At 74.0% G+C, this 25,293-nt stretch carries 18 protein-coding genes; 11 read left to right on the forward strand and 7 right to left on the reverse strand.

The features are described 5' to 3' along the window. Positions 1 to 49 precede the first annotated feature (49 nt). On the forward strand, positions 50 to 1,024 hold the full coding sequence (locus tag ACZ69I_RS33395; RefSeq protein WP_470836333.1) for a hypothetical protein: 975 nt from the start codon (positions 50 to 52) through the stop codon (positions 1,022 to 1,024). Further along, positions 1,021 to 3,849: a stealth conserved region 3 domain-containing protein gene (locus ACZ69I_RS33400; protein ID WP_470836334.1), complete on the forward strand. Its 2,829-nt coding sequence runs from the start codon at positions 1,021 to 1,023 to the stop codon at positions 3,847 to 3,849. Before ACZ69I_RS33395 ends, ACZ69I_RS33400 begins: the two co-directional genes overlap by 4 nt. On the opposite strand, the gene ACZ69I_RS33405 is transcribed toward ACZ69I_RS33400, so the two are convergent. Next, complete coding sequence (locus tag ACZ69I_RS33405; protein WP_470836335.1) at positions 3,825 to 5,936, reverse strand: bifunctional glycosyltransferase/CDP-glycerol:glycerophosphate glycerophosphotransferase; 2,112 nt, start codon at positions 5,934 to 5,936, stop codon at positions 3,825 to 3,827. The two genes, ACZ69I_RS33400 and ACZ69I_RS33405, sit on opposite strands and share 25 nt — an antisense overlap. Before the next feature lie 148 nt (positions 5,937 to 6,084). Here ACZ69I_RS33405 and ACZ69I_RS33410 point away from each other — a divergent pair, with 148 nt between their 5' ends. From ACZ69I_RS33410 to ACZ69I_RS33430, 5 genes are all read left to right on the forward strand, one after another. Next, positions 6,085 to 9,585, forward strand: a complete 3,501-nt coding sequence (locus tag ACZ69I_RS33410) for a bifunctional glycosyltransferase/CDP-glycerol:glycerophosphate glycerophosphotransferase (protein ID WP_470836337.1) — start codon at positions 6,085 to 6,087, stop codon at positions 9,583 to 9,585. Then, entirely contained in the window at positions 9,582 to 11,114 is a 1,533-nt protein-coding gene (locus ACZ69I_RS33415; protein ID WP_470836339.1) for a hypothetical protein, read from the forward strand. Before ACZ69I_RS33410 ends, ACZ69I_RS33415 begins: the two co-directional genes overlap by 4 nt. Positions 11,115 to 11,204: 90 nt before the next feature. Further along, entirely contained in the window at positions 11,205 to 12,866 is a 1,662-nt protein-coding gene (locus ACZ69I_RS33420; RefSeq protein ID WP_470836340.1) for a glycosyltransferase family 2 protein, read from the forward strand. Between the two features lie 74 nt (positions 12,867 to 12,940). Beyond that, the gene (gene galE, locus ACZ69I_RS33425; protein WP_470836341.1) at positions 12,941 to 13,939 is read left to right on the forward strand and encodes a UDP-glucose 4-epimerase GalE; all 999 of its coding nucleotides are present in this window, start codon (positions 12,941 to 12,943) and stop codon (positions 13,937 to 13,939) included. A gap of 1,098 nt (positions 13,940 to 15,037) precedes the next feature. Continuing rightward, positions 15,038 to 15,802 carry a PepSY domain-containing protein gene (locus ACZ69I_RS33430; RefSeq protein ID WP_467670082.1) on the forward strand — a complete coding sequence of 255 codons (765 nt, stop codon included), beginning with the start codon at positions 15,038 to 15,040 and terminating at the stop codon, positions 15,800 to 15,802. A gap of 75 nt (positions 15,803 to 15,877) precedes the next feature. Here ACZ69I_RS33430 and hutH read toward each other — a convergent pair whose 3' ends face one another. The 5 genes from hutH to ACZ69I_RS33455 all read right to left on the reverse strand — a co-directional run bounded on the left by hutH (position 15,878) and on the right by ACZ69I_RS33455 (position 21,886). After that, positions 15,878 to 17,416: a histidine ammonia-lyase gene (hutH, locus tag ACZ69I_RS33435; RefSeq protein WP_470836396.1), complete on the reverse strand. Its 1,539-nt coding sequence runs from the start codon at positions 17,414 to 17,416 to the stop codon at positions 15,878 to 15,880. Between the two features lie 105 nt (positions 17,417 to 17,521). Continuing rightward, entirely contained in the window at positions 17,522 to 18,700 is a 1,179-nt protein-coding gene (locus ACZ69I_RS33440) for a GGDEF domain-containing protein (protein ID WP_470836342.1), read from the reverse strand. 77 nt (positions 18,701 to 18,777) lie between these two features. Continuing rightward, positions 18,778 to 19,575: an enoyl-CoA hydratase/isomerase family protein gene (locus ACZ69I_RS33445; RefSeq protein WP_470836343.1), complete on the reverse strand. Its 798-nt coding sequence runs from the start codon at positions 19,573 to 19,575 to the stop codon at positions 18,778 to 18,780. An 84-nt stretch (positions 19,576 to 19,659) separates the two neighbouring features. Beyond that, positions 19,660 to 20,880: an adenylate/guanylate cyclase domain-containing protein gene (locus ACZ69I_RS33450; protein WP_467670089.1), complete on the reverse strand. Its 1,221-nt coding sequence runs from the start codon at positions 20,878 to 20,880 to the stop codon at positions 19,660 to 19,662. A gap of 142 nt (positions 20,881 to 21,022) precedes the next feature. Further along, positions 21,023 to 21,886 (reverse strand): biotin--[acetyl-CoA-carboxylase] ligase, encoded by an 864-nt coding sequence (locus ACZ69I_RS33455; RefSeq protein WP_470836344.1) that lies wholly within the window; start codon positions 21,884 to 21,886, stop codon positions 21,023 to 21,025. Between the two features lie 127 nt (positions 21,887 to 22,013). Here ACZ69I_RS33455 and ACZ69I_RS33460 point away from each other — a divergent pair, with 127 nt between their 5' ends. The 4 genes from ACZ69I_RS33460 to ACZ69I_RS33475 all read left to right on the forward strand — a co-directional run bounded on the left by ACZ69I_RS33460 (position 22,014) and on the right by ACZ69I_RS33475 (position 24,721). After that, positions 22,014 to 23,642, forward strand: a complete 1,629-nt coding sequence (locus tag ACZ69I_RS33460; protein WP_470836345.1) for an acyl-CoA carboxylase subunit beta — start codon at positions 22,014 to 22,016, stop codon at positions 23,640 to 23,642. A gap of 17 nt (positions 23,643 to 23,659) precedes the next feature. Next, on the forward strand, positions 23,660 to 23,866 hold the full coding sequence (locus ACZ69I_RS33465; protein WP_467670095.1) for an acyl-CoA carboxylase epsilon subunit: 207 nt from the start codon (positions 23,660 to 23,662) through the stop codon (positions 23,864 to 23,866). Positions 23,867 to 23,937: 71 nt separating this feature from the next. After that, positions 23,938 to 24,066 (forward strand): morphogenic membrane protein MmpB, encoded by a 129-nt coding sequence (gene mmpB, locus ACZ69I_RS33470; protein WP_470836347.1) that lies wholly within the window; start codon positions 23,938 to 23,940, stop codon positions 24,064 to 24,066. A 46-nt stretch (positions 24,067 to 24,112) separates the two neighbouring features. Next, positions 24,113 to 24,721 (forward strand): nucleoside triphosphate pyrophosphatase, encoded by a 609-nt coding sequence (locus tag ACZ69I_RS33475; protein WP_470836349.1) that lies wholly within the window; start codon positions 24,113 to 24,115, stop codon positions 24,719 to 24,721. 55 nt (positions 24,722 to 24,776) lie between these two features. On the opposite strand, the gene ACZ69I_RS33480 is transcribed toward ACZ69I_RS33475, so the two are convergent. Continuing rightward, positions 24,777 to 25,232 carry a hypothetical protein gene (locus ACZ69I_RS33480; RefSeq protein ID WP_467670101.1) on the reverse strand — a complete coding sequence of 152 codons (456 nt, stop codon included), beginning with the start codon at positions 25,230 to 25,232 and terminating at the stop codon, positions 24,777 to 24,779. Positions 25,233 to 25,293 lie beyond the last annotated feature (61 nt).

A 25,293-nucleotide genomic window follows, 5' to 3' on the forward strand; every position in this document is an offset into this window, starting at 1 on the left:
TGGCGTAGCTGCGCGAGAGGTCCGGGGCAGAAGCGGTCAAAGTGGACAGATGCAGCGCATCGGGTTCACGTCCTCCCGCCTCCCGGGGCCGCCTCCCCTCGTCCGGCGGGTGCTCGCCGCCGCACGGAGCACGCGGTTCCGGCTGGAGCGGGCCGCGGCGGGGCGGACGGGGCGCGGCGGGCCCGCGGGCGGGGCCGGGCGGTCCGGCCCGCTCCTGCCCCCCGTACACCTCTCCCTCCGCGACAGCCGCACGCTCAACCTCGCGATCGCCGCGCGAGCCGTCCCCGAAGGGGCGGACCGCGCCCGGCTCCTGATCACCCGTGGGCACCGCAGGCTCGCCGTCCCCCTCGCCCACGAGCCGCACCCCGGCGGCACCCCGCTCCTCACCGCGACGGCCACCCTGCGCGACATGCGGGACGGCGTGTGGCGGCTCACCGTCGAGACGCGGGGCGCCGACGGGCGCGTACGGCGCCACGGCCTGGCGACCGCCGAGTCCGGCCCCGCGCCCGCCACGCCCACCGCGCCGCACGCCCCCGACCCGCTGACGGGGACCCTGGTCCGGGTCGTCCGGAGCCGGTCGGGGCGGGCCGTGCTGCAGGCGACGCGGTCGCGGCCGCGGGCGGAGCTGGTGCGGTTCGTACCGGCCGGGGACGGCATCACCGTGCACGGGCGTCTCGTCGCGGGGACCCCGGCGGGCCGGGCCGAGGCCGTGCGGCGCCGGGACGGTGTAGTGGTGCCGGCCGAAGTGGCGTGGCGGGGTGCGGCGTTCACGCTGCGGGTGCCGCTCGGCGCGATGGCCGGGGCGGGGGCCGGGCAGTGGGTGTGGGACTTCCGGCTCGGCCCGCATCCCATCGGGCGGTGGCTGTCCGACGTGCGGGACCCCTCGGCGGCCTACCCGACCCCCTTCCGCGTCTTCGCGCTGCCCGGCGGCGCGCTGGTGCGGGCACACGCCCACTTCACCGCGTCCGGCGCCTTCGCGGTCACGTGCTGGGACATCACCGCCGTCACGGAGGAGAGCTCATGAAGATCACGTACCTGCTCGGGTGGGGCGACGAGATGGGCGGCACGGAGCTCGCCACGTACACCCAGGCGCGGCACCTCGCCGAGCGTCCGGGCATCGAGGTCGAGGTCGTCTCCGTCTTCAGGACCCGCGCCGAGCCGTTCTTCGCCGAGGCGCGCGACCTGCCCGTACGGCATCTCGTGGACCGCACCGTGACACCGGAACGCCCGCTGCGGGACAGCGAGTTGGACGACGCGGCCTGCCGCACGCTCGCCGCGCTGCCCAGCGAGCTGATCAAACCGGCCTGGGAGGACGCGTTCGACCGGCTCTCGGACATCGAGATGACGGCCGCGCTCGGCACCCTCGACACCGACGTCCTGGTCACCACCACGCCCGCGCTGCTCGCCGCCGCCGTGGCACTGGTGCCCGCGCGGGTCGTCACCGTCCACCAGGAGCACCGCCCCACCCAGCGGCGCGGGCCGTCCGGCGAACCGCTGCTGCTGCACGCGCCGCGCCTGGACGCGCTCGTCACGCTGACGGGGCGGACCCGCGACTGGATCGCGGAGTCCCTCGGCGCCACCGCCCCCGAGCTCGCCGTCGTCCCGAACGCCGTGCCCGACGGCTTCCGGCCGCGTGCGGACGGCGAGAGCAAGGTCATCGTCATGGCGGCGCGGCTGACCGGCGAGAAGCGCGTCGACCACGCCGTCCGGGCCTTCGCGCAGGTGGCCGAGGCACACCCGGAGTGGACGCTGCGGATCTTCGGCAGCGGTCACCGGGAGCGCCACCTGCGCCGCCTCGTCGACGGTTTCGGCCTGCACGACCGGGTCGAGCTGCTCGGGCCCTGCCAGGACATGGCCGCCGAGTGGGCCAAGGCCGGGCTGAGCCTGATGACGGCGGGCCACAACGAGGCGTTCCCGCTGGTGCTGCTCGAAGCGCTCGCCGCCGGGGTGCCCGTCGTCGCGTACGACGTCCTCACGGGTCCCGCCGAGATCGTCCGCCACCGGGTGGACGGGCTGCTCGTGCCGCCCGGCGCGGTGGACGAACTCGCGCGCGCGATGGACGAGTTGATGGGTGACGCGGCGATGCGGCGCGATTGCGCGCGGGCCGCCCGCGAAGGCGTGTACGCCCGGTTCTCCTCGGGGGACGTGACCGCGCGCTGGGAGGAGCTGTACACGCGGCTCGTGGCCGGGCGCGACCGGCCGGAGCGGCTGCGCGGGCGCGCGGACCGGGTGGCGCTCGGCGTCGCGTCCGGCGGCAGCGGCTTCCGCCCCACCGCCCCGCACACCTTCGACGCCGCGGCGGGCGCGGACGAGCACGCCCGCGAGGACGAGATCCTCGCCGCCGACACCACCGGCCGCGTCATCCGCTCGGTGGGCCGGCTCGCCGAGCGGCGCGACGACGTCCTCGCCCCGCGCATGGCCGACTGGAACCTGGAGCTCACCGCGTCCGCCCTGGAGGCGCAGGACGTCCCCTACGTCGTCGTCCGCACCTCGGGCGCCACCGCCCACACCCTGGCGGTGGCCGACGACGACCGCGACCGCGCCCTGAAGGCGCTCGCCGCCGCGCTGCGCGGACAGCCCGTCTACGCCGAGCTGGTCAACCCGCGGGACGCGCCGCCCGGCACCGTGCTCGCCGAGCGCCTCGACGGCATCGGGGAGCTGGCGGGCGTCAAGCTCTTCAAGCCGGTCACCACGACCACGCTGTCGCTGCGGCACGGCGCGGGTCTGGCCTGCACGGTGGCGTTCTGGCCGCGCACGCCCGAGGGCGCCCGGCACGCCCCGTTCGGCTCGACGCTGGCGGGCGCGGAGCTGCCCTCGCTCACCCCGACGGCGTCCCTGCGGGTGGCCGAGCGCGCCTACCCGACCCTCGACGTCTTCACCGAACTCCTGGTCAAGGACGTCGACTTCCCCATCGACGCGGTCTACACGTGGGTCGACGACTCCGACCCCGAGTGGCGCGCCGCCCGCGACGAGACGCGCGGCGGCGGCGACACGTCGGCGGACAACGGCGCGGTGCGCTTCCGCAACCGCGACGAGCTCCGCTTCTCCCTGCGCTCCCTCGCGATGTACGCGCCGTGGATCCGGCACGTGTACCTGGTCACGGCGGGCCAGACCCCGCCCTGGCTCGACCGGGAGCACCCGGGCGTCACCGTCGTCGACCACCGCGACCTCTTCGCCGAACCCGAGGCGTGCCTGCCGACCTTCAACTCGCACTCCATCGAGTCCCAGCTGCACCGCGTCGAGGGCCTCTCGGAGCACTTCCTCTACTTCAACGACGACATGTTCCTCGGCCGCCCCACCACCCCGGAGACCTTCTTCCTCAGCAACGGCCTCGCCCGCTTCTTCTGGTCGTCGGCGTCCGTGCCCGCGCTGCCGGTCGCGCCGGACGACGAGGGGTACCTGGCGGCGGCGAAGAACAACCGCGAGCTGCTGCGCCGCGCGTTCGGCAGGACGACGACACACAGCTTCTTCCACGTCCCGTACGCGCTGCGCCGCAGTGTCCTGCGGGAGATCACCGAGCGCTTCCCCGAGCAGCTGGCGGCGACGGCCCGCAGCCGCTTCCGCTCCCGCGGCGACATCGCGCTCGTCTCGTCGCTGCACCAGCACTACGCGTACCTCACCGGGCGGGCCGTGCCCGGCTCCATCGCGTACGACTTCGTGGACATCGGCGACCGCGCCGACCACGCGCGCCTCGGGCGGCTGCTGCAGAACCGCGACCGGACCGCGTTCTGCATCGGGGAGTCCCCCGACGGGGGCGTGACGGACGAGGAGATGGCGCTCGCCATCCGGTCGTTCCTGACCGCGTACTTCCCGGTGCGCTCGCCCTACGAGCGGCGCTCCGAGGCCTGAGTTCCGCTCAGGAAGAGCCGCCGGACCACGCGTTCGGCGGCTCCGCCGTCGTCGTAGGGGCAGAAGCGTGCCCGGAACGCCGCCCGCAGCGCCGTCGTCTCCGGGGTGTCCCAGCCGCCGAGCCGGAACAGCCCGGCGAGCTCGTCCTCGGTGGTGGCCACGGCACCGGGGGTCTCGCCGGGGCGGCCGGAGAGCAGGTCGAAGTAGGTGCCGCGGGCGAGCCGGTAGGCCTGCCAGTCGGGGGCGTAGGTGACGATCGGGCGGTCCAGGCAGGCGTAGTCGAACATCAGCGACGAGTAGTCCGTGACCAGCGCGTCGGCGGCCAGGCACAGCTCCTCGACGCGCGCGTGCCCGGTGACGTCGACGAGCTGCGGGTGGCTCTCCAGGCCCGCGTCGGCGCCGTAGAAGTAGTGGGCGCGCACGAGCACGACGTACGAGGGGCCGAGCCGCTCCGCGAAACGCCGCAGGTCGAGGCGGGGCAGGAAGCCCTTCTGGTAGTCGCGGTGGGTGGGCGCGTACAGGAGGACGGTCCGGCCGTCGCCGACCCCCAACTCCGCGCGCACGCGCGTCACTTCATCCGCGTCCGCCGTGAAGTACACGTCGTTGCGCGGATATCCGGCCTCCAGGGCGCGGTAGGCCCCGGACGGGTAGACGCGCTCCCAGACCTCGGTGGAGTGCGGGTTCGAGGAGAGGCTGAAGTCCCACTGGTCGGTGTGGTCGAGGACCTTCTGGAAGCTGATGCCGTGCGTGCCCGCCGGGTAACGGCGCTGGTCCAGGCCCATCGTCTTCAGCGGGGTGCCGTGGTGGGTCTGGAGGTAGACCTGGCCGGGGCGCTTGGTGAAGCCGCCGGGGAAGCTGGAGTTGTTGACGAGGTAGGTGGCCGTGGCCATCGTCTGCCAGTAGCGCCGGGAGCCCTCGATGACGTACTCGACGCCGGGCGGCACCAGGTGCCTGTTGCGGCTGGAGACCACCCACACGCCCCGGATGTGCGGGGCGAGTTCGCGGGCCTTGGCGTGGATGGCGGCCGGGTTGCAGGAGACGCCGCGGTTCCAGTAGGCGCCGTACACCGCGAGGTGCGGGTCGAGGGAGCGGCGCAGGTCGCCGCGGTAGGCGGCGCGCATGGCGCGGGCCCGCAGCTTCTTCTTCTGCCGCTTCAGCTGCCGGGTGACGCGCAGGCGCCGCGTCTCGGCCTTCCGCAGCCGGTCGTACGCGGCGTACGAGGCGGCGGCGAGGGCCCTGCCCGCGGCCGTGCGCGGCTCCGTGCCGCCCTGGTCGTGGGCGCGGTAGGTGTGGGAGGCCGCGAGGAAGAAGTCGCGCCGGTCGGCCTCCTCGATCCGCCCCGGGTCCTCCAGGACGGCGAGCAGGTGGGCGGCGGCGTGCGGCAGGAGGCGGGCGCGCTCCTCGGCCCCGACGGCGGCGAGCAGCCGCCCGTACCGCTCGACGAGGGCGAAGTGGGCCCGCCCGGGGGTCTTCGCGAAGCTCCCGGCGCGCCGCTCGCGCCAGCGCACGCACGGCCGGTCGAGGACGGCGAGGCGGTCGCCCGCGCGCAGCGTCGCGGTGTGGACCGGCACGACGTCCTCGTAGGCCCCGGCGGGGAAGGCGAGCCGCTGCTCCTGCCAGAAGCCGCGCCGGAAGAAGCGGTTCCAGGCGGCGGGGGTGACGGCCAGTGGGTCGCCCGCGAGGTCGTCGCCGCCGGGGCGGACGTTCTCCCACCAGTCGACGCGGTCGTGCGCGCAGAGCAGGACGTCCGGCTCGTCCGCCGCCGAGAGGGCGGCGTCGGCGGCCGCCAGCGCGCCCGGCAGGAGCAGGTCGTCGCCGTCGAGGAAGAGCAGGTGGTCACCGGTGGCGTGCTCGGCGCCGAGGGTGCGGGCCGGGCCGGGTCCGGAGCGTTCGGGGAGGCGGAGCAGTTGCGTGCGCGGGTCGCGCTCCGCGTACTCCGCGGCGATCGCGGCACCGGCGTCGGGCGACGCGTCGTCGACCACGATCAGTTCGAGGTCGCCGAAGGACTGGGTCAGCACCGAGTCCAGGCAGGCGCGCAGGTATCCCTGGACGCGGTGGACGGGGACGACGACCGAGAAGCGCGACATGGACACCGACCGTAGTCAGCGGGACACCGCCTGTCGAAGACCGATCGTCACTCTTTGGGGTGGTCGGCGGCGCGGAGTATGACCGTGGGGAGCCGCGAGCGGGCAAGGGGGATGAATATGCCCTTATCCCCACGAAAGGCCGGTCCCTGTGCAGCCCCGTCTCAGCGTCGTCGTACCCATCTACAACGTCGAGGAGTTCCTGGAGGAGTGCCTGGAGTCGATCGCCGGGCAGACCGTGGACGGACCCGGCCTGCTGGGCGGGCCGCAGGGGCGCGGCGGGCTCGAATGCATCCTCGTCGACGACGGCTCGACGGACGGCAGCCCCCTGATCGCCCGCGAGTTCGCAGCCAAGGACCCCCGCTTCGTCTACGTGCGCCAGCGCAACGCCGGACTGAGCGCCGCCCGCAACACCGGAGTGCGCAAGGCCTCCCCCACCGCCGAGTTCCTGACCTTCGTCGACAGTGACGACGTCGTCCCGCACGACGCCTACGAGCGGATGATCGCGAGCCTGGACGAGACCGGCTCCGACTTCGCGAGCGGCAACGTCTGGCGGCTCACCGAGCGCGGCCGCTCCCAGGCCTGGCAGTACAAGTGGCTGACCGAACCGCGCGCCCGCACCCACATCGCCCGCGACCTCGACCTGCTCTCCGACCGCGTGGCCTGGAACAAGGTGTTCCGGCGCTCCTTCTGGGACCGGCACCGCTTCACCTTCCCCGAGGGCAAGCTCTACGAGGACACCCCCGTGATGATCCCGGCGCACTTCCTCGCCGGGTCCGTGGACGTGCTCAGCGACCACGTCTACTACTGGCGGGTCCGCGAGGGCTCGATCACCCGGCGGCGCACCGACGTCAAGGGAGTGCGCGACCGCATCGCGGCCTGCGCGCACGTCAGCGCGTTCCTCGCCGAGCACGCGCCGGAGATGAAGAAGACGTACGACGCCTCCTGCCTGCGCGACGACTTCGTGTACTTCCTCGAAGGGCTGCCGATGGGCGGCCCCGAGTACCGCGCCGCGTTCACCGCGGACACCGCCGCGTTCCTGCGCCGCGCCGACCCGGACGTGCTCACGGGCCTCCCCGTCGACCTGCGCGTCAAATGGGAGCTCGTCCGCGCCGCGCGCACCGCCGAACTCATCGAACTGCTCACCTTCGAGCGGACCAACGGCACCGCCTTCCACGTGCGCGGCAAGGTGCGGCGCCGCGCCGCGTACCCGGGCGTCGGACCCGTCCCCGAGAAGCTGGCGCGCGTCGGGCGGGACGACCTGCCCGTCGTGGCGCGGGTGGGCGAGACCCGCTGGGACGCCGAGGGGAAGCTGCGCATCAGCGGATACGCGTACGTGCGCAACCTGGCGGCGACCCGGCCCGGCCACTCCGTCAAGGCGGGCCTGCTCAAGTCGGCGCACAGCAGACGCCTGATCCGCCGCGTGCCGACGCGGACGGTCACCGCGCCGGAGGCCACCGAGCAGTCGCGGCAGCGGCTGCACTGCTACGACCTGTCCGGCTTCGAGATGACCGTCGACCCCGAACAGCTCAGGACCGGCGGCCGCTGGCGGCCCGGCAACTGGCTGCTCGGCGTGGTCGTCGCGGGCCACGGCACGGTGCGGCGGGCCGCCGTGCGCGCCGCGGAGGGGGCGTCCTCGCAGTCCGTGGTGCGGGAGCTCGGCGACGGACTCCGGCTCGTCATCGGCTTCAGCAAGGGCCGGCTCGTGCTGCGCGTCCAGGAGTACACCGCGCGCGTGGACACCCACCGGCTCGACGGGGACGACGTGGTCCTCGCCGGCACCCTGCCCGGACACACGCGCCCCACGCTGCTCCGCCTCACCCACGCGCACACCGGGACGGACTTCGACTACCCGGTGCGGGTCGCCGGGGACCGCTTCGAGGTCCGCGTGCGCCTCGGCGACCTGGAGGGCGTGGCGCCCACCCCGCACCTCGCGCCCAAGGAGGTCGAGCCGCCGCACGGCGACCGCTGGCAGGCCAACCTCGTCCTGCCCGACGGCACGCTGAAGTCCCTGGCCGCCACCCTCGACCTGCCGCCCGGCCGGTACGCGTCGCGCGCGGGCCGGGAGCTGTGCGCCACCGCCAACGACCGGGGCGGTCTCGTCGTCGAGCTGACCCGGCAGCCGGTCGCCGACCGCGTCGCGTGGGGCGCGGACGGCACGCTGACCGTGGAGGGGCCGATGGCGGCGGCCAGTTGGGCCGAGCCCGAACTGGTCCTCCGGCACAGCGGCCGCGACGAGGAACTGACCGCGCCCGCCGCTCAGGAGGACGGCCGGTTCCGCGCGGTGCTCGCGCCGGGCGGCGGGGCGCTGCGGGAGGGCCGCTGGTACGCCTTCCTGCGGGAGACCGCCTCGTGCGCCGACGGCCCGGACGGGCGCGCCGAGGACGGGATGCCCGTACGGCTGCTCGCCGCCGCGTCCGCCACGCTGCCCCTCCACCGGACCGTCCAGGGCCGGGAGTTCACCCTGGACCGGCGGTTCGGCGACCGGCTGCTCGTCGTGGCGGGGTCGGTGCTCCCCCGCTCCGAGCGGGGCGCGTACCGGCGGCACAGGCTGCGCACCGTCCACTACCCGGCCCGCCGCGAGCTGCCCCTGACCGACGCCGTCCTCTACTTCGACGGCGACTCGCCGCGCGCCGTCCACGAGGAGCTGCTGCGGCGGGGCGCGGGCGGCGAGCACCTGTGGGTCACGCACGACCAGCAGACCCGCGTCCCGGCCGGCGCGCGGGGCGTCGAGGAGCACAGCGCCGCCTGGTACGACGCGCTGGCCCGCTGCCGCCGCATCGTCACCGCGGGCCACCTGCCGGACTTCTTCGAGCGCCGCGCGGGCCAGACCGTCGTCCAGACGTGGCACGGCGCCCCGCTCAAGCGGATCGGCACCGACCTGACCGACACCCTCTACGCCGACCACGGCCACCTCGACGCGCTGCCCCGGCTCTCCCGCCAGTGGGACGTGCTCGTCTCGCCCAACCGCTTCTCCACCCCTCACCTGGGGCGCGCCCTCGCCTACGACGGCGAGGTCCTCGAGGCCGGTTCGCCGCGCAACGACGTGCTGTTCGCCGAGGACCGCCAGAAGGTCGCCGACCGCGTCCGCCGCGAACTCGGCATCGCGCCGGACAAGCGGATCGTGCTGTACGCGCCGACGTACCGGGACCATCTCGCGTACTCCCCCGGCCGGTTCCGTTACGAGCCCGCCCTCGACTTCCGCGCGGCCGAGTCCGTGCTCGGCGACGACCACGTCCTGCTGGTGCGCAAGCACCCGCTGGCGGCGGGCCGGCTGCCGGGCGCCCGCGCCCCCTTCGTGCGCGACGTGTCCGCGCACCCGCGGGCGGCCGAACTCCTGCTCCTGGCCGACGTCCTGGTGACGGACTACTCCTCGCTGATGTTCGACTTCGCGCACACCGGGCGCCCGATGCTCTTCCACGCCTACGACCTGGAGCACTACCGCGACACGGTGCGCGGCTTCTACCTCGACTTCGAGACGCACGCGCCGGGCCCGCTGCTCGCCTCCACCGGCGAGGTCGTCGAGGCGCTGCGCGACCTGGACGCGATCACGGCACGGCACGCGGAGGCGTACGCGGCGTTCCGCGAGTCCTACTGCGATCTGGACGACGGGCGGGCCGCGGCCCGGGTCGCGGAGAGGCTCATGCGGTGAGCGGCGCACTGCTCACCCGGCGGATCTGCCACGGCGCGACGGCGCTCGGCGGCGGTGCGCGCCGCCGCCCCAGCCCCTACCTGGTGTTCGGCGGGCTCTTCTGGCTGGTGATGTCGCTGGCGTTCTGGCGGGTCCCGATGTGCTGCGACTTCGGCCAGCACGCGGCCGTCGTCGAACGCCTGAAGGAGAACCTCCTCCACCCCGCACACCCGATGGCGCGGCTGCCGGGCCACGGCAGCCCGTACTACTCGCCGTACGCCGTCGCGCAGGGCCTGTTCGCCAAGGCGACGGGCGCGGCGGGCTGGGAGGTCGTGAAGCTCTCGGGCCCGCTGAACCTGCTGGTCCTGCTCACCGGCATCGGCCGCTTCGTCCGCGTCCTGACGCCCCGCCCGTGGGCGCCGGTGCTCGCGCCGGCCGCGATGGTGCTGCTGTGGGGCACCCGGATGGCGTGGTGGAGCGGCTACCTGGGCCTGATGTCGATGACGGGGAACCTCGGCTACCCGTCGACGTTCGCGATCGGCCTGGCGTTCTGGGCCTGGGCGTGGGCGGGGGCGCTGGCCCGTGACGCGCGGCCCGGCTGGTGGCCGTACGCGGGGCTCGGCGCGCTGTGCGGGCTGATCCTGCTCATCCACCCCATCTCGTCGGTGGCGGCGGTCATCGGCGTCGTCGCGTTCGCGGCGTCGGGCCGCACGGTGTGGCCCTGGGCGGCAACGGCCGTCAGCGCGGCGGTGGTTGCGGCGCTCTGGCCGTACTACAGCGTGTTCTCCCTCGTCGGGGACGAGTCCGTCGACTGGATCCACCGCCAGCTCTACACCGAGATGCCCCAGCGCTTCTGGCTTGCGCTGCTCGGCCTGCCCGCCCTCTGGCTGCGCTTTCGCCGGGACCGCAGGGACCCGCTGGTCCTGATGTTCGCCCTGGAGTGCGCGGTCGTCACGTACGGCTGGGTCAGCGGCCACTACACCTACGGCCGCATCCTCGGCCTGACCCTCGTCCCCCCGCAGTTCGCCCTGGCCATCGAGCTCGCGGCGCCCCGCCCCTGGGGGTGGCGCCGCGGCGCGCTCGCCGGGGCCGCCGCGCTCGGCGCCTGCGTCGGGTTCTTCCAGATCCAGGCGGGCGCCGTCGTGCCGCGCGCTCTGGACCCCATCGGCTTCGACCAGCCGCCGCGCTGGCCCGGTTACGGGTGGGCCGTCGGCCATATGCGCAAGGGCGACGTCGTCCTGACGAACGGCTACCGCCCCACCCGCTCGGTACCCGGCTACGGCGCCAACCTCGTCGCGCCCGCCTGGCCGGACGCCTCACTCGACGAGAGCGTGCGGGCCCACCGCCTGGCGGCCGTGCGCGCCTACCTCGACCCCGGCTCCACCCGCGCCGAGCGCACCGCGATCGCCCGCCGCTACGACGTGCGGTGGCTGCTTCTCTCGCCCGACCAGAAGGCCCCGCCGGAGGCGGTGGTCGTGGACTGGAGCCGGCACACCGGGGAAGTGCTCGCCCGGGTTACGGGAGGGACAGCCGGGGCACCCGATGACTGATGCCGGATTTGTTGCCTCTCTCCTCGGTGTGCCCCGCCCGGCATAGCCCCCTTAATCGGATAATTACCAGAAGCCTCTAAAATTTCCCCTGTGGAACGCACCCTGCCTCAACCGCCCGCCCAGGACCAGGCCGCTCGCGCCGACCAGGTCTCCGTCGTCGTCATCGGCTACAACGACGCGGCCCACGTCGCCGACGCCGTGCGCTCCGCCCTCTCCCAGGGACCCGCGGTCCGCGAGGTGATCGCCGTCGACGACTGCTCGACGGACGGCAGCGCCGACATCCTGGCCCGGCTCGCCGACGCCGACCCGCGCCTGCGGGTGATCCGCCGCGCGGCCAACAGCGGCGGCTGCGGCACCCCGCGCAACGACGGGATCGACGCCGCCGCGGCGCCGTACGTGATGTTCCTCGACAGCGACGACGTGCTGCCGCCCGGCGCGGTCGCCGCCCTGCTCGCCGCCGCGCGACGGCACGGCGCGGAGGTCGCCGCGGGCCTGTGCGTGCGCCGCGAGCTGCCCTCGGGGCGCGAGGTGCCCTGGCAGCCCGAGCTCTACACGCAGGCGCGCCTCGTCGCCCGCCCCGAGCTGCGCACCCGCCTCGTCTACGACACGCTCTGCGTCAACAAGCTCTACCGCACGGCCTTCCTGCGCGAGCACGGCGTCCGCTTCCCCGAAGGCCGCTTCATCTACGAGGACTTCGTCTTCACCGCCCGCATGCTGGCCGCCGCGCCGCGCATCGCGCTCGTCCCCGACACGGTCTACGTCTGGCACGTGCGCCGCGCCGCCGCCAAGCTGTCGATCTCCCTGGACCGCGCGGGCATCGCCAACTGGCAGGCCCGCATGGAGGCGCACCGCCAGTCCGTGGAGATCCTGCGGGACGCGCGCGGCACCGGCGGCAAGCGGCTCGCGCGGGCGGCCCGCGCCAAGTTCCTCGACCACGGCCTGCGCATGTACACCCGCGAGCTGACCGCGCGCGGCACGGAGTACCAGCGCGAGTGGTGGGCCCTGACGCGCGCGTACCTGGCGACGTTCGACGACGCCGACCTCGAAGCGGCGCCCGCGCCCGGCCGCGTCATCGCCCGCGTCCTGCTCGCCGCCGACGCGCCCCGCGACCTGCCCCGCCTCAAGCAGGTGGCCGCCCGCCCCGCGCGCCTCGCGCCGCCCTACCCGCGCGCGGCCGACGCCACGCCCATCTGGGCCGACGACCTCCCCCAGGTCACCCTGGAGCACCTGCTCGTCCGGCCCGTACGGCTGCTGCCCATCGCGGTCGACGGCGCGCTGCGCCCGGCCGCGGGCGGGACGCGGCTCACGCTGCGGCTGCGCGAGCTGTACGGGCGCGTCGCGGACGCGGGTCCGGCCACCGTCGACGTCGAGCTCGTCCACCGCCAGGGCGGCCTGCCCGGGCTGCGCCGGACGGCGGCGTTCCGTGCCGAGAGGCCCGGGGAGACGTGGGTCGCCACCGTCCTGCTCGACCTCGGGTCGCTGGACGACGGCGTGTGGGACGTCCGCCTGCGGCTCCGCTTCGAGGACGGGACGACGCGCGACACGACCGCCCACGCCGTCGCCGGGCCGGGACTGCTGCGCCGCACGGTGGTGCCGAGCAGGCGGCGCGGCGTGCTGCTCGTCCAGCCGTACGCCACGCAGGCGGGGAACCTCTCGGTGCGGCTCGCGCCCGGCGTGCGGGGCGTGGCCGGGGTCGCGAAGCGGCGCCTGACCCGTCTGCTGCGCTCCGTCCGGGGCACGGCAGGCCGCTGACGCGTCCCCGACACCGCCTCTGCGACACTGCACCTCCACGCATCACACTCGCGACAAGACGGGACAAGCCGACCATGACCTGGCTGATCACCGGCGGCGCCGGATACATCGGGGCGCACGTCGTCCGCGCCATGACGGAGGCGGGCGAGCGGGCCGTGGTCTACGACGACCTGTCCACCGGCATCGCCGGGCGCGTCCCCGACGGGGTGCCGCTGGTGGTCGGCTCGGTCCTCGACGGCGACCTGCTCACGCGCACCTTCGAGGAGCACGCGGTCACGGGCGTGGTGCACCTGGCGGGCAAGAAGCGGGTCGGTGAGTCCGTGGAGCGCCCGCTGCACTACTACCGCGAGAACGTCGAAGGCCTGCGGGTCCTGCTCGACGCCGTGGTCTCCTCGGCCGACGTCGCCCACGTCGTCTTCTCCTCCTCCGCGTCCGTGTACGGCATGCCCGACGTCGACCTCGTCACCGAGGAGACACCGTGCCTGCCGATGAGCCCGTACGGCGAGACGAAGCTGGCCGGCGAGTGGCTGGTCCGCGCGGCGGGCCGCGCCCACGGCCTGTCGACGGCGTCCCTGCGCTACTTCAACGTGGCGGGAGCGGCGGCCCCCGAACTCGCCGACACCGGGGTCTTCAACCTCGTCCCGATGGTCTTCGAGAAGCTCACCGACGGCGCGGCCCCGCTCATCTTCGGCGCGGACTACCCCACCCCCGACGGCACGTGCGTACGCGACTACATCCACGTCGTCGACATCGCGGAGGCCCACGTGGCCACGGCCCGCAAACTGGCGTCCTCCGCCCCCGGCACGGACCTCACCCTCAACGTCGGCCGCGGCGAGGGCGTCTCGGTCCGCGAGATGACGGACCTGATCAACGACGTCACGGGCTACGACACCCCCGCCGAGGTAACGGCCCGCCGCCCCGGCGACCCGGCCCGCGTGGTCGCGTCGGCGGCGCGTGTCGCGGAGGAGCTCGGCTGGTCCGCGAAGCACGATGTGCGGGACATGGTGGTGTCGGCGTGGGCGGGGTGGGTTCGGCTGCGCCCTGGGGCGACGCTGGCGGGCCGGGGACGTTGACGGTTGCCGGGGCCGCCCGGCTTTTTGCGGAGTGTGGCGCCTCCGGGCCGGCAGTAAAGGGCGCTCCGCTGCGCTACGCGTCGGCTCCGCCGATTCCGCTCCGCTCCACCCTTGACTCCCGCCCCTCCACCGCACGTTGACTTTGACCCGGACGGCCAGGGGTGGGACCCACGGGACTGCCTACGGGGAGCATTCCCTTTCATCGCCGGGTGCGGACCGGCCCATCGTGCGCGAGCGCCTCGGTGCGCGCTCGGCCAGCCGCCCGGCTCCGCCGCTCGGGTCATCGGCTCTCACGGCCGAGTGCGGACCGGCCCATCGTCCGTGGCCGTCACCGTCACGGCCCGGTCAGCCGCACCCGGGAACCTACTTTGGGAAAGTTGCGAAGCAAGTCGGCACGCGCCCCCCGGCCACACCCCACGCGCCCTCCCCAAGACCACCCATCAGGGGGTGCTCCACCCGAAGAGCCCACATGACTGGGGGCGCATTGCGCATGACGGGGGGCGCGCGGCGGGTCGATTCGCAACTTTCCCAAAGTAGGTTCCCGGGAGCGGTGAATCGCCCGTCCGGCGGCGCCCCTGCGTGTGGCGTCCGCGCACGATGGGCCGGTCCGCACCCGGCAACGAGAGCCGATGACCCCACCAGCGAAGCCGGGGCAGTGGGCCGAGCGCCTTCCGTAGCCCGCGCTCACGATGGGCCGGACCGCACCCGGCAGCGAGAGGGGATGGCCCGAGCGGCGAGGCCGGGCGGCTGGCCGAGCCCGCACCGAGGCAGCCGCGCACGATGGGCCGGTCCGCACCCGGCGATGAAAGGGGATGACCCCGTAGGCAGTCCCGTGGGTCCCACCCCTGGCCGTCCGGGTCAAGGTCAACGTGCGGTGGAGGGGCGGGAGTCAAGGGTGGAGCGCAGCGGAATCGGCGCAGCCGACGCGACGCAGGAGCGCCCTTTACTCCCGGCCCGGAGGCGCCACACTCCGCAAAAAACCGGGCGGCCCCGGCAACCATCAAAGACACCGGTCGATCGGGTGACCCTGGGCGCTGCGCAACATGGGCGGCCCAGTCGACGGCTAGGCATGCGGGTATGAGATTCGAGCCCCGGCCCATGAGGTCCGGCACCCCCCGCCTCCGCCACATCCGCCTCATCGGCACCGTCTGCGCCATCGCCGCCTCGGCCACCCTGGTGACGGGCTGCGGTGACAGCGACAGCGAGACGTCCGCGTCGTCGGCGTCCGGCGCGGCGCAGTCCGCCCGCAAGGAGGCGCCCACCCCCTCCGAGAGCCCCTCCGGCAGCGCGTCCCTCACGCAGGACCAGCAGGAGCGCAAGGCGCTGCTCACCACCACCAAGGTCACCTACGACAAGGCGGCCGCCACGGCGCTGAAGAAGGTCGACGGCGGCATGCTGACCGAGCTGGATCTGGAGGGGGTGGACGACGACGATGACAGCGACGACGCGAGCGCGAGTGCCAGCGCGCGGGCGAGTACGAGTGCCAGCCCCAGCGGCAGCGCCAGCTCGGCCGGCCCGCGCTGGATCGCCGACGTCGCCGAGAAGAACGGCACCGTCCACAAGGTCAGCATCGACGCCGTCTCGGGCGAGGTGATCAGCTCCGCCCCGGACAAGGACCAGGACGCCGACGACAAGCGCGAGACGGCCGACTGGCTCTCCCGCAGCAAGCAGACGGCGGAGCAGGCCGCCAAGGTCGCCACGGACAAGAAGAAGGGGACCGTCACGTCCGTCAGCCTCGACGACAACGACAGCGGCGGTCTGGTCTGGAACGTCGACGTCGTCACCGACGACTGGAACAAGACCGACTTCGACATCGACGCCGTCAAGGGCAAGGTCACCCGCGAGCACGTCGACCGCGACTGACGTGCCACCAGGAACACGGAAGAGGGTGCCGCCACCACGTGACGGCACCCTCTTCGACGTACGTACAGGGCCCGGCTAGGCCAGCGCTCCCGTGACCGGCTCGACCGCCGCCACCAGCGCGCCCGCCCGTACGAACGCGTCCGCCGCCGCCAGGTCCGGCGCGAGGAAGCGGTCCGGGCCCGGGCCCTCGACGCCCGCCTTGCGGACCGCCTCGATGACGGCGCGCGTCGCGGGCGCCGGGGTGAGGCCCTCGCGCAGCTCGACCGCGCGCGTGGCCGCGTACAGCTCGATGGCCACGATGCGGGTGAGGTTGTCGACCGCGGTGCGCAGCTTGCGGGCCGCGGACCAGCCCATGGAGACGTGGTCCTCCTGCATGGCGGAGGAGGGGATGGAGTCGGCCGACGCGGGGACGGCGAGCCGCTTCAGCTCGCTGACCAGGGCCGCCTGCGTGTACTGGGCGATCATCAGGCCGGAGTCGACGCCCGCGTCGTCCGCGAGGAACGGCGGCAGGCCGTGCGAGCGGTTCTTGTCGAGGAGGCGGTCCGTGCGGCGCTCGGCGATGGAGCCGAGGTCGGCCGCGGCGATCGCGAGGAAGTCGAGCACGTACGCGACCGGGGCGCCGTGGAAGTTGCCGTTGGACTCGACGCGGCCGTCGGGCAGCACGACGGGGTTGTCGACGGCGGCGGCCAGCTCGCGCTCGGCGACCAGGCGCGCGTGCGCCATCGTGTCGCGGCCGGCGCCCGCGACCTGCGGGGCACAGCGCACCGAGTACGCATCCTGTACCCGCGGCGCGTCGTCCTGGTGGTGCCCGGTGAGGCCCGAACCGTCGAGGACGGCGAGCATGTTGGCGGCGGAGGCGGCCTGGCCCGGGTGCGGGCGGATGGCGTGCAGCTCGGGCGCGAGGACCTTCTCGGTGCCGAGCAGCGCCTCCAGCGTCAGCGCGGCCGTGATGTCCGCTGACTTGTAGAGGTTCTCCAGATCGGCGAGGGCCATGATCAGCATGCCGAGCATGCCGTCGGTGCCGTTGAGGAGGGCGAGGCCCTCCTTCTCGCGGAGCTCGACGGGGGTGATGCCGTGCGCGGCGAGCAGTTCACCCGCGGGCTTCAGCTCGCCGTCGGGGCCTTCGGCATCGCCTTCGCCCATCAGCGTCAGCGCGCAGTGGCTCAGCGGCGCGAGGTCGCCGGAGCAGCCGAGCGAGCCGTACTCGTGGACGACGGGCGTGATGCCCGCGTTCAGGACGTCGGCCATCGTCTGGGCGACCTCGGGGCGCACGCCCGTGTGGCCGGAGCAGACCGTCTTCAGGCGCAGGAACATCAGCGCCCGGACGACCTCGCGCTCCACGCGCGGGCCCATGCCCGCCGCGTGCGAGCGGACGATGTTGCGCTGCAGCTGGGCGCGGAGGTCGGGGCCGATGTGGCGGCTGGCCAGCGCGCCGAAGCCGGTCGAGACGCCGTACACGGGCTCGGGCTTGGCCGCGAGCGCGTCGACGATCTCGCGGGAGGCGGCGAGCGCCGTCAGCGCCTCGTCGGAGAGTTCGATCCGTGCGTTGCCGCGCGCGACGGCGATGACGTCCGCCGCGGTCGTCCCGGAGGTCCCAAGGGCCACGGTGCCCACGCTGTGCATATCCATATTCAGCAGCGTACGGACTGAATCGCCAGGTGTCACGGGTGGAGTCGGTTCGGGCCTCTTACCGGCCTCGCACCCGGGCCCGCGCCGCACTCAGCCGGGCCCGCGCCGGTCCGCCGGACGCGTCCCCCGCCCCCGGAACTTCCGCCGCTCCCCCGCCGCGGACGCCCCCTCGGGCGCGTCCGCGAGGCGGATCACCGGGTCGTCCACTCCCTCGCGCCCCGCCACCACCGGCTTCGCCGCGCGCGCCGCCTTCGCGCGGTACTGCGCCGCGTCGGCGAGGCGGAAGAGGCGGCGGGCCGAGCGCACCGGACCGATCGGGTCCCCGGTCGAGGCGACACCGCACGCCACGCCGTCCCCGAGCTCCAACTCCGCGGCCCGTACGCAGAGTTCGTCGGCGACCCGCACCACCTCGTCGGCGGTGGGACCCACACAGAGGAGGCTGAACTCGTCGCCGCCGAGCCGCGCCGCCAGCGTCCCCGGCAGCATCGCGCCGCAGAGCGAGAGGACCGAGCCGAAGCGCTCGAGGAGCCGGTCGCCGACGGCGTGGCCCTGGGTGTCGTTGACCCGCTTGAGCCCGTTCACGTCGCAGACGACGAGGCTGACGACGGTCCCCGCGGCGAGGTGCCGCTCCACCGCCTCGTCGAGCCCGAGGTCGACCGCGCGGCGGTTGGCGAGCCCCGTCAGGGCGTCCGTGAAGGCCAGCCGACGGGCCTCCTCCAGACGCTCGGTCTGCGCGATACCGGCGGCCACCACCGCCGCGAGGACCGTCGCGAGGTCGGCGTCGGCCCGGCCGAAGACCGGGGCACCCGGCGAGCGCGCCACGTACAGCTCGCCCCACGCGCGCCCGTGCAGCACGATCGGGGCGATCACGCAGCAGCCGCGGCCCCGGCGGCGCAGCGCGGCCACCCGCTGGTGGCAGTACCCGGCCTCGCGGGCGCCCGCGGGACCCTCGGCCGTCTCGACCCAGGCGTGCGGCTCGCCGCCGCCCGCCCAGTGCTCGTGCAGGAACTCGGTGATCTCTGGGAACTGGTGCACGGGGTATGCCTCGTTCTCCGGGAACTCCTCCTCGCCCAGGGCCCGTTCGCCCGCGTTCACCAGGACCCGCAGCCGCCCCATGTCCCGCTCCCACACGGACAGCGCGGCGAAATCGCCGTCCAGGGCGCGGCAGACACCGACGGCGGCGGCCCGCCAGGACTCGCGCGGTGTGTGCGCGGCGGCCATTCCCTGCGCCAGCTCCACCACGGCCCGCAGCCGGACATCCTCTCCCATTTCCCCAGATTATGGGGTGTACGGAGTTTTAGAACCTCGAGGCGGCGTCACACCCGCTCCGTACCGGCGCTCCCCGTCTACTCGCCGGGCCACTGCGGCGCGCGCTTCTCGTTGAACGCCGCGACGCCCTCCGCCCGGTCCGCCGAGAACGCCACCGTGCGCCACGCCGCGTCCTCGACCTCCAGACCGGCCCGCAGGTCGAGGCCGTGTCCCAGGCGCAGGGCGCGCTTGGCCGCGCGCAGGCCGACGGGCGAGTTGGCCGCGATGCGGGCGCCGAGCGCGAGCGCCTCCGTACGGGCCTCGCCTTCCCCGACGAGGAGGTCGACCAGGCCCAACTCCCGTGCCTCCGCGGCCTCCACGCGGCGCGCGGAGAAGATCAGCTCGGCGGCGCGGGCCGCACCCACCCGGCGCGGCAGGAGCTGTGTGCCGCCGCCGCCGGGGATGACGCCGACGGAGACCTCGGGGAGGCCGACGACCGCGGTCGGGTCGGCGACGATCATGTCGCAGGCGAGGGCGAGCTCGAAGCCGCCCCCGAGCGCGAAGCCGTGCACGGCGGCGACGGTCGGCATGGGCAGGTCGAGGACGCCGGTGTAGGAGGCGCGCGTGGTGGGGCGCTGGCGGCGCAGCTCGGCGTCGCCGAAGGAGTTGCGCTCCTTCAGGTCGGCGCCGACGCAGAAGGCCCGCTCGTGGGTGGAGGTCAGGACGACCACGCGGGCGTCCCCGTCCTCGGCGAGGGCGGCGCAGGCGGCGGCGATGGAGCGGGCCATGTCCGTGGAGACGGCGTTCATCGCCTTGGGCCGGTCGAGGACGAGCTCGACGACGTGGCCGTGCCGCCTGACCGCCACGTACTCCCCGTACCGCTGCTCGTCGCCCATGACGCTCCTCCACCTCCGGTTAACGACCGTTACCCGGGGATCATGTCAGCCGGGCCCCGGCTCGGGAAGGGGTCAGCCCCGGCGTCAGCCCCGGCGGGCCAGCAGCCACGGTTCGACGACACCGAGGCCGCGCACGGGGCGCTGCCACATCGGCTGGAGCGCGAAACGGTAGGAGGGCGGCTCCTCGCCCTCCTTCTCCGCCCGGGCGGCCTCCTCCGCGGCGTCCGCCTCGGACGCGGGGGCCTCACCCGTCCGCTTCAGCTCCTCCGCGAGGGCGCCGTCGACGAGGACGGCGTCCCGTGGCGCTATCGACGTGAGGCGGCTCGCGAGGTTCACGGTCGTACCGAAGACGTCGCCCATGCGGGTCGTCACGGTGCCGAAGGCGATGCCGACGCGGAGCTCCGGCATGGTCTCGTCGTTGGCCATGGTCTCGATGAGCCGCAGCGCGATCTCCGCGGCGACGCCCGCGTCGTCGGCGGCGTAGAGCACCTCGTCCCCGAGGGTCTTGATCAGCCGCCCGCCGTGCGCGGCGACCAGGTCGGCGGCGGTGGTCTCGAAGGCCTCGACGAGTTCGCCGAGCTCCTCCTCCTCCATCCGGCGCGTCAGCCGCGTGAACCCGACCAGGTCGGCGAAGCCGACGGCGAGCCGCCGGTCGACCATCTCCTCGTCGTCCGCGGCCTGCACCACCCGGCCGGTGGCGGCGGCGAGCTGGCGCCGCCAGACGTAGACGAGGAACTCCTCCAGCTCGGGCAGGAGCAGCTCGATCAGCGGATACGTGACCTCGGTGCGGGTCATGCCGGGCTCGGGCGGCTCGGTGAGCCCCTCCAGGAAGGAGTCGATCTGCCACTCGGCGAGCCGCGCCGTGGTCTGCCCCGTGGACCGCGCCACCTGCACGGCCATCGCCTCGCTGAGCAGGCCCGCCTCGACGAGACCGGCGAGCCGGCGCAGGGCGAGGACGTCCGCCTCGGTCAGCGCCTTGGCCTGGCCGATGTCGGGAAAGCCCATGGCCCGCCAGAAGCGGGACGCCAGCTCCATCGAGACGCCCGCGCTGCGGGCCGCCTGGAACGGCGTGTACCGGCGGTCGGCGCCGAGGATGAGCTGTTCGAGGCGCAGGGCCAGCGGGTCCTTCTCCGCCTCGCCCTCGCCCCTGTCGTCCACATCGGGCACCTCGGGCACCCCGGAGACGTCCGGCACCGCACCCTCCGCCCCGCCGTCACGGGCGGCCACGGGCCCACCGGTACGGCCGGACCCGCCGTCGGAGGCGGGGTGCCCACCCTCGCCGGAGCCCGTGTCGTCGACGGTCACGCCTGCTGCCCTTCCGATCTGCCGCGGTCAGGTATCGACCGGCGCCAACTTTACGGCAGGTGTGCCGCAGCTCACTCCCGACTCCCACGACCGGCTTATTGACCCGACCAGAAGTCCGTGGGTCACCCGGACATCCCGGGCCTCACTCCACCCCCCTCAAATGCACGATGTCCCCCGCCCCCACCGGCTCTTGCACGCCCTCCGCCGTGGCGAGAACCAGGCGGCCGTCACCGTCCACGGCGACCGCCTCGCCGACGATCGCGCGGTCGCCGGGGAGCTCCGCCCGGACGCGGCGGCCGAGCGTGGCGCAGCCGGCGGCGTAGGTCTCCTGGAGCCGGGACGCCGCGGGGTCGCCGTCCGCGTCGCGCCACTCCCCGTACCACTGCTCCAGGGAGCGCAGGACGGCCCGCAGCAGCGGGTCACGGTCCGTGGTGCCCGCGCCCGCCAGGGCGAGGGAGCCCGCCGTGGGCACCGGCAGCTCGTCCTCGCGGAGCGTGACGTTGATGCCGACGCCGACGACGACGCCCCCGCCGGAAGCCGACCCCGCCCGCTCCACGAGGATGCCGCCGGCCTTGCGCTCCTCGTCACCCACGGTCACCAGGAGGTCGTTGGGCCACTTGAGCGCGGTGTCCACACGGGCCACCCGGGAGAGCCCCGTGGCGACGGCGACACCGGTGAGCAGCGGCAGCCAGCCCCACCGCTCGACCGGCACGTCGTCGGGCTTGAGCAGGACGGAGAAGAAGAGGCCCGAGCGGGCGGGCGCGGACCACCGGCGGTCGAGACGCCCGCGGGCCGCGCTCTGCTCCTCCGCGACGAGCACCGCGCCCTCGGGCAGCTCGTCGGCGCGCGCCGCGAGGTCGGAGTTGGTGGAGCCGGTGGCGGCCACCACGTCCAGGGAGGACCACAGACCGCCGTCCCGCAGCAGCGTCCGCCGCAGCGATGCGGCACCGAGCGGCGGCCTGTCGAGGTCGGACCAGCGATTGTCTTCAGCATCTGGCGGCGTCATGCAAGCCACCTTAGGTGTGGTAAACGCCGCACTGCCGAACGGTATCGGCGCCGATACGCTACGGGTCAGTAGCCAGCCGCACCGCCGTTAGACAAGCCCCTTTGAGCAGGCAGGGAGCCGCATCCCGATGTCCGAGCCGGAAGAGCCCAACGTGCCCGCGTCAGACCGCAGCGCCGACCACGGCGCCATCGACATCCATACGACCGCGGGAAAGCTCGCCGATTTGCAGCGCCGCATCGAGGAGGCCAAGCACGCGGGTTCGGCCCGCGCGGTCGAGAAGCAGCACGCCAAAGGGAAGCTGACGGCCCGCGAGCGGATTGAACTCCTGCTCGACGAGGGCTCCTTCGTGGAGCTCGACGAGTTCGCGCAGCACCGTTCGACCAACTTCGGCCTGGAGAAGAACCGGCCGTACGGCGACGGCGTGGTGACCGGCTACGGCACGGTCGACGGCCGCCCCGTCGCCGTGTTCTCGCAGGACTTCACCGTCTTCGGCGGCGCGCTCGGCGAGGTCTTCGGCCAGAAGATCGTCAAGGTCATGGACTTCGCGCTGAAGACCGGCTGTCCGGTCGTCGGCATCAACGACTCCGGCGGCGCCCGCATCCAGGAGGGCGTCATGGCCCTCGGGATGTACGGGGAGATCTTCCGCCGCAACACCCACGCGTCCGGCGTGATCCCGCAGATCTCGCTCGTCGTCGGGCCGTGCGCGGGCGGGGCCGTCTACTCCCCCGCCATCACCGACTTCACGGTCATGGTCGACCAGACCTCGCACATGTTCATCACCGGGCCGGACGTCATCAAGACGGTCACCGGCGAGGACGTCGGCTTCGAGGAGCTCGGCGGCGCCCGTACCCACAACAGCACCTCCGGTGTCGCGCACCACATGGCGGGCGACGAGAAGGACGCCATCGAGTACGTCAAGTCCCTTCTCTCCTACCTGCCTTCGAACAACCTCAGCGAGCCGCCCGCCTTCCCCGAGGAGGCCGACCTCGCGCCCACGGACGAGGACCTGGCGCTCGACACGCTGATCCCGGACAGCGCCAACCAGCCGTACGACATGCACGGCGTCATCGAGCACGTCCTGGACGACGCCGAATTCTTCGAGACGCAGCCGCTGTTCGCGCCGAACATCCTCACCGGCTTCGGCCGGATCGAGGGCCGCCCGGTGGGCATCGTCGCCAACCAGCCGACGCAGTTCGCCGGCTGCCTGAACATCGACGCCTCCGAGAAGGGCGCCCGCTTCGTCCGCACCTGCGACGCGTTCAACGTCCCGGTCATCACCTTCGTCGACGTGCCGGGCTTCCTGCCGGGCGTCGAGCAGGAGCACACGGGCATCATCCGGCGCGGCGCGAAGCTCATCTACGCGTACGCGGAGGCCACCGTCCCGCTGATCACGGTCATCACGCGCAAGGCCTTCGGCGGCGCGTACGACGTGATGGGCTCCAAGCACCTGGGCGCCGACCTGAACCTCGCCTGGCCGACCGCGCAGATCGCGGTCATGGGCGCGCAGGGCGCGGTCAACATCCTGCACCGCCGCACGATCGCCGAGGCCGGGGACGACGTCGAGGAGGTCAGGACGCGGCTCATCCAGGAGTACGAGGACGCGCTGCTCAACCCGTACACGGCGGCCGAGCGCGGCTACGTGGACGCGGTGATCATGCCGTCGGAGACCCGGTCGCACCTGGTGCGGGGCCTGCGTCAGCTGCGCACCAAGCGGGAATCCCTCCCTCCGAAGAAGCACGGCAACATCCCCCTCTAGTCCCTCAGGGAGGGCTCATGATCAAGGTCGTACGGGGCAACCCGACCCCGGAGGAGCTGGCCGCCGCCCTGGCGGTGGTCCAGGCGCGCGCCGCGGCCCTGGCCGACGGGCCGGCGGGCGCGCCCGCGCTGCCCGACTCCTGGGCCGACCCCGCGCGCGTGGCCCGCCACCGGCTCCCGGCGCCCTCGCCCACGGCGTGGGGCCGTACCTACTGGCCCGGCTAGGACACTCGGGCCGGGGAACTTGAGTACGCGTACTCAGGTGTCCCGGCCCGTCCGGTCGCACCATCGATTGCATGCTGTGGTCGGACCCCGAGGACAAGCCTCCCAAGGACATGCGGGACCTGCAGGCGAAGATGCGCCGCGCGGGCCTCGTGCTCGCCCTGGCCATGGTCGTGGCGATGTTCGTGCTGGGCATCCACTGAGCGCCCCGCCGCCTCATCGCCCCGCACAGCGCCTACGCTGACCCGCATGAGTGATCAGCCCCGCCGTCTCGTCCTCGCCTCCCAGTCGCCCGCCCGGCTCGGCCTGCTCCGGCAGGCGGGCCTCGCGCCCGAGGTGATCGTCAGCGGCGTCGACGAGGACAAGGTGTCCGCGCCCACGCCCGCCGAGCTCGCCCTCGCCCTGGCCGAGGCCAAGGCCTCCGTGGTCGCCGCGCGGCCGGAGGCCAAGGGCGCGCTGGTCGTGGGCTGCGACTCGGTCCTCGAACTGGACGACCGGGCGCTCGGCAAGCCGACCGACGCCGAGGAGGCCACCGCCCGCTGGAAGTCCATGCGCGGCCGTGCGGGCGTACTGCAGACGGGCCACTGCGTCTACGACACCGCCTCCGGGCGGTACGCGTCGGCGACGGCGTCGACCGTGGTCCGGTTCGGCGAACCGTCCGACGACGAGATCGCCGCGTACGTCGCGAGCGGCGAACCGCTGCACGTGGCCGGGGCGTTCACGCTCGACGGCCGCTCGGCGCCGTTCATCGAGGGCATCGAGGGCGACCACGGCAACGTCATCGGCCTCTCGCTCCCGCTGCTGCGCCGCCTCCTGGGCGAACTGGGCGTGGGCATCACGGAGTTGTGGCAGCGGTAGGCGACCGGGCCGCGTGCGGCGGCCCGGCCGGGCCGCGCGAAACGGCCCGGGCGGCTCAGGCGGGCTGCGGGGCGCCGTTCTCGGGCACCCCCTCACCCTCCGCGGCACCGTCCCGTTGCGCCTTCTTCTCGTACGCCACCAGCGGCAGCACGATCAGGCCGAGCGCGACCATCATGAAGACGAACGCGGCCCAGCCCACCAGGCCGACGCAGAAGGCGCCGAGCAGGCCGTGCACGACGGCGCAGCTGATCAGGAGCAGCCGCCCGAAGGTGCCGGGCGCGCGGTCGCGGGCGGCGGTGCGGGCCAGGGTGACGGCGCACAGCGCGAGGTAGCCGCCGAAGAGGAGGCCGGCGATCCAGGTCGAGACGGTCATCGCGTGCGGGTCGAGGCCCGCGAGGGACATGTCCTGCTTGTCGACGACGAGGCCGAGGAACCAGTTGAGGAGCGCGATCCCGACCGCCTCCGCGAGAAGAACGATCGCGCCCAGCCAGGCCACCGGTCTGCGCGCCACGGCGCCCCACCCACTCTCCGCTGCTGTTACCCCAAGTACGTTCGAGCCACGGTGAACGCTA

This window comes from Streptomyces sp. NPDC036815 (assembly GCF_055609205.1).

Excerpts from the sequence above, each read along its gene's own strand:
- ACZ69I_RS33395 (WP_470836333.1), top strand. The coding sequence starts at position 50 with ATGCAGCGCATCGGGTTCACGTCCTCCCGCCTCCCGGGGCCGCCTCCC.
- ACZ69I_RS33400 (WP_470836334.1), top strand. The coding sequence starts at position 1,021 with ATGAAGATCACGTACCTGCTCGGGTGGGGCGACGAGATGGGCGGCACG.
- ACZ69I_RS33405 (WP_470836335.1), bottom strand. The coding sequence starts at position 5,936 with ATGTCGCGCTTCTCGGTCGTCGTCCCCGTCCACCGCGTCCAGGGATAC.
- galE (WP_470836341.1), top strand. The coding sequence starts at position 12,941 with ATGACCTGGCTGATCACCGGCGGCGCCGGATACATCGGGGCGCACGTC.
- ACZ69I_RS33430 (WP_467670082.1), top strand. The coding sequence starts at position 15,038 with ATGAGGTCCGGCACCCCCCGCCTCCGCCACATCCGCCTCATCGGCACC.
- ACZ69I_RS33440 (WP_470836342.1), bottom strand. The coding sequence starts at position 18,700 with ATGGGAGAGGATGTCCGGCTGCGGGCCGTGGTGGAGCTGGCGCAGGGA.
- ACZ69I_RS33445 (WP_470836343.1), bottom strand. The coding sequence starts at position 19,575 with ATGGGCGACGAGCAGCGGTACGGGGAGTACGTGGCGGTCAGGCGGCAC.
- ACZ69I_RS33455 (WP_470836344.1), bottom strand. The coding sequence starts at position 21,886 with ATGACGCCGCCAGATGCTGAAGACAATCGCTGGTCCGACCTCGACAGG.
- ACZ69I_RS33460 (WP_470836345.1), top strand. The coding sequence starts at position 22,014 with ATGTCCGAGCCGGAAGAGCCCAACGTGCCCGCGTCAGACCGCAGCGCC.
- ACZ69I_RS33465 (WP_467670095.1), top strand. The coding sequence starts at position 23,660 with ATGATCAAGGTCGTACGGGGCAACCCGACCCCGGAGGAGCTGGCCGCC.
- mmpB (WP_470836347.1), top strand. The coding sequence starts at position 23,938 with ATGCTGTGGTCGGACCCCGAGGACAAGCCTCCCAAGGACATGCGGGAC.
- ACZ69I_RS33475 (WP_470836349.1), top strand. The coding sequence starts at position 24,113 with ATGAGTGATCAGCCCCGCCGTCTCGTCCTCGCCTCCCAGTCGCCCGCC.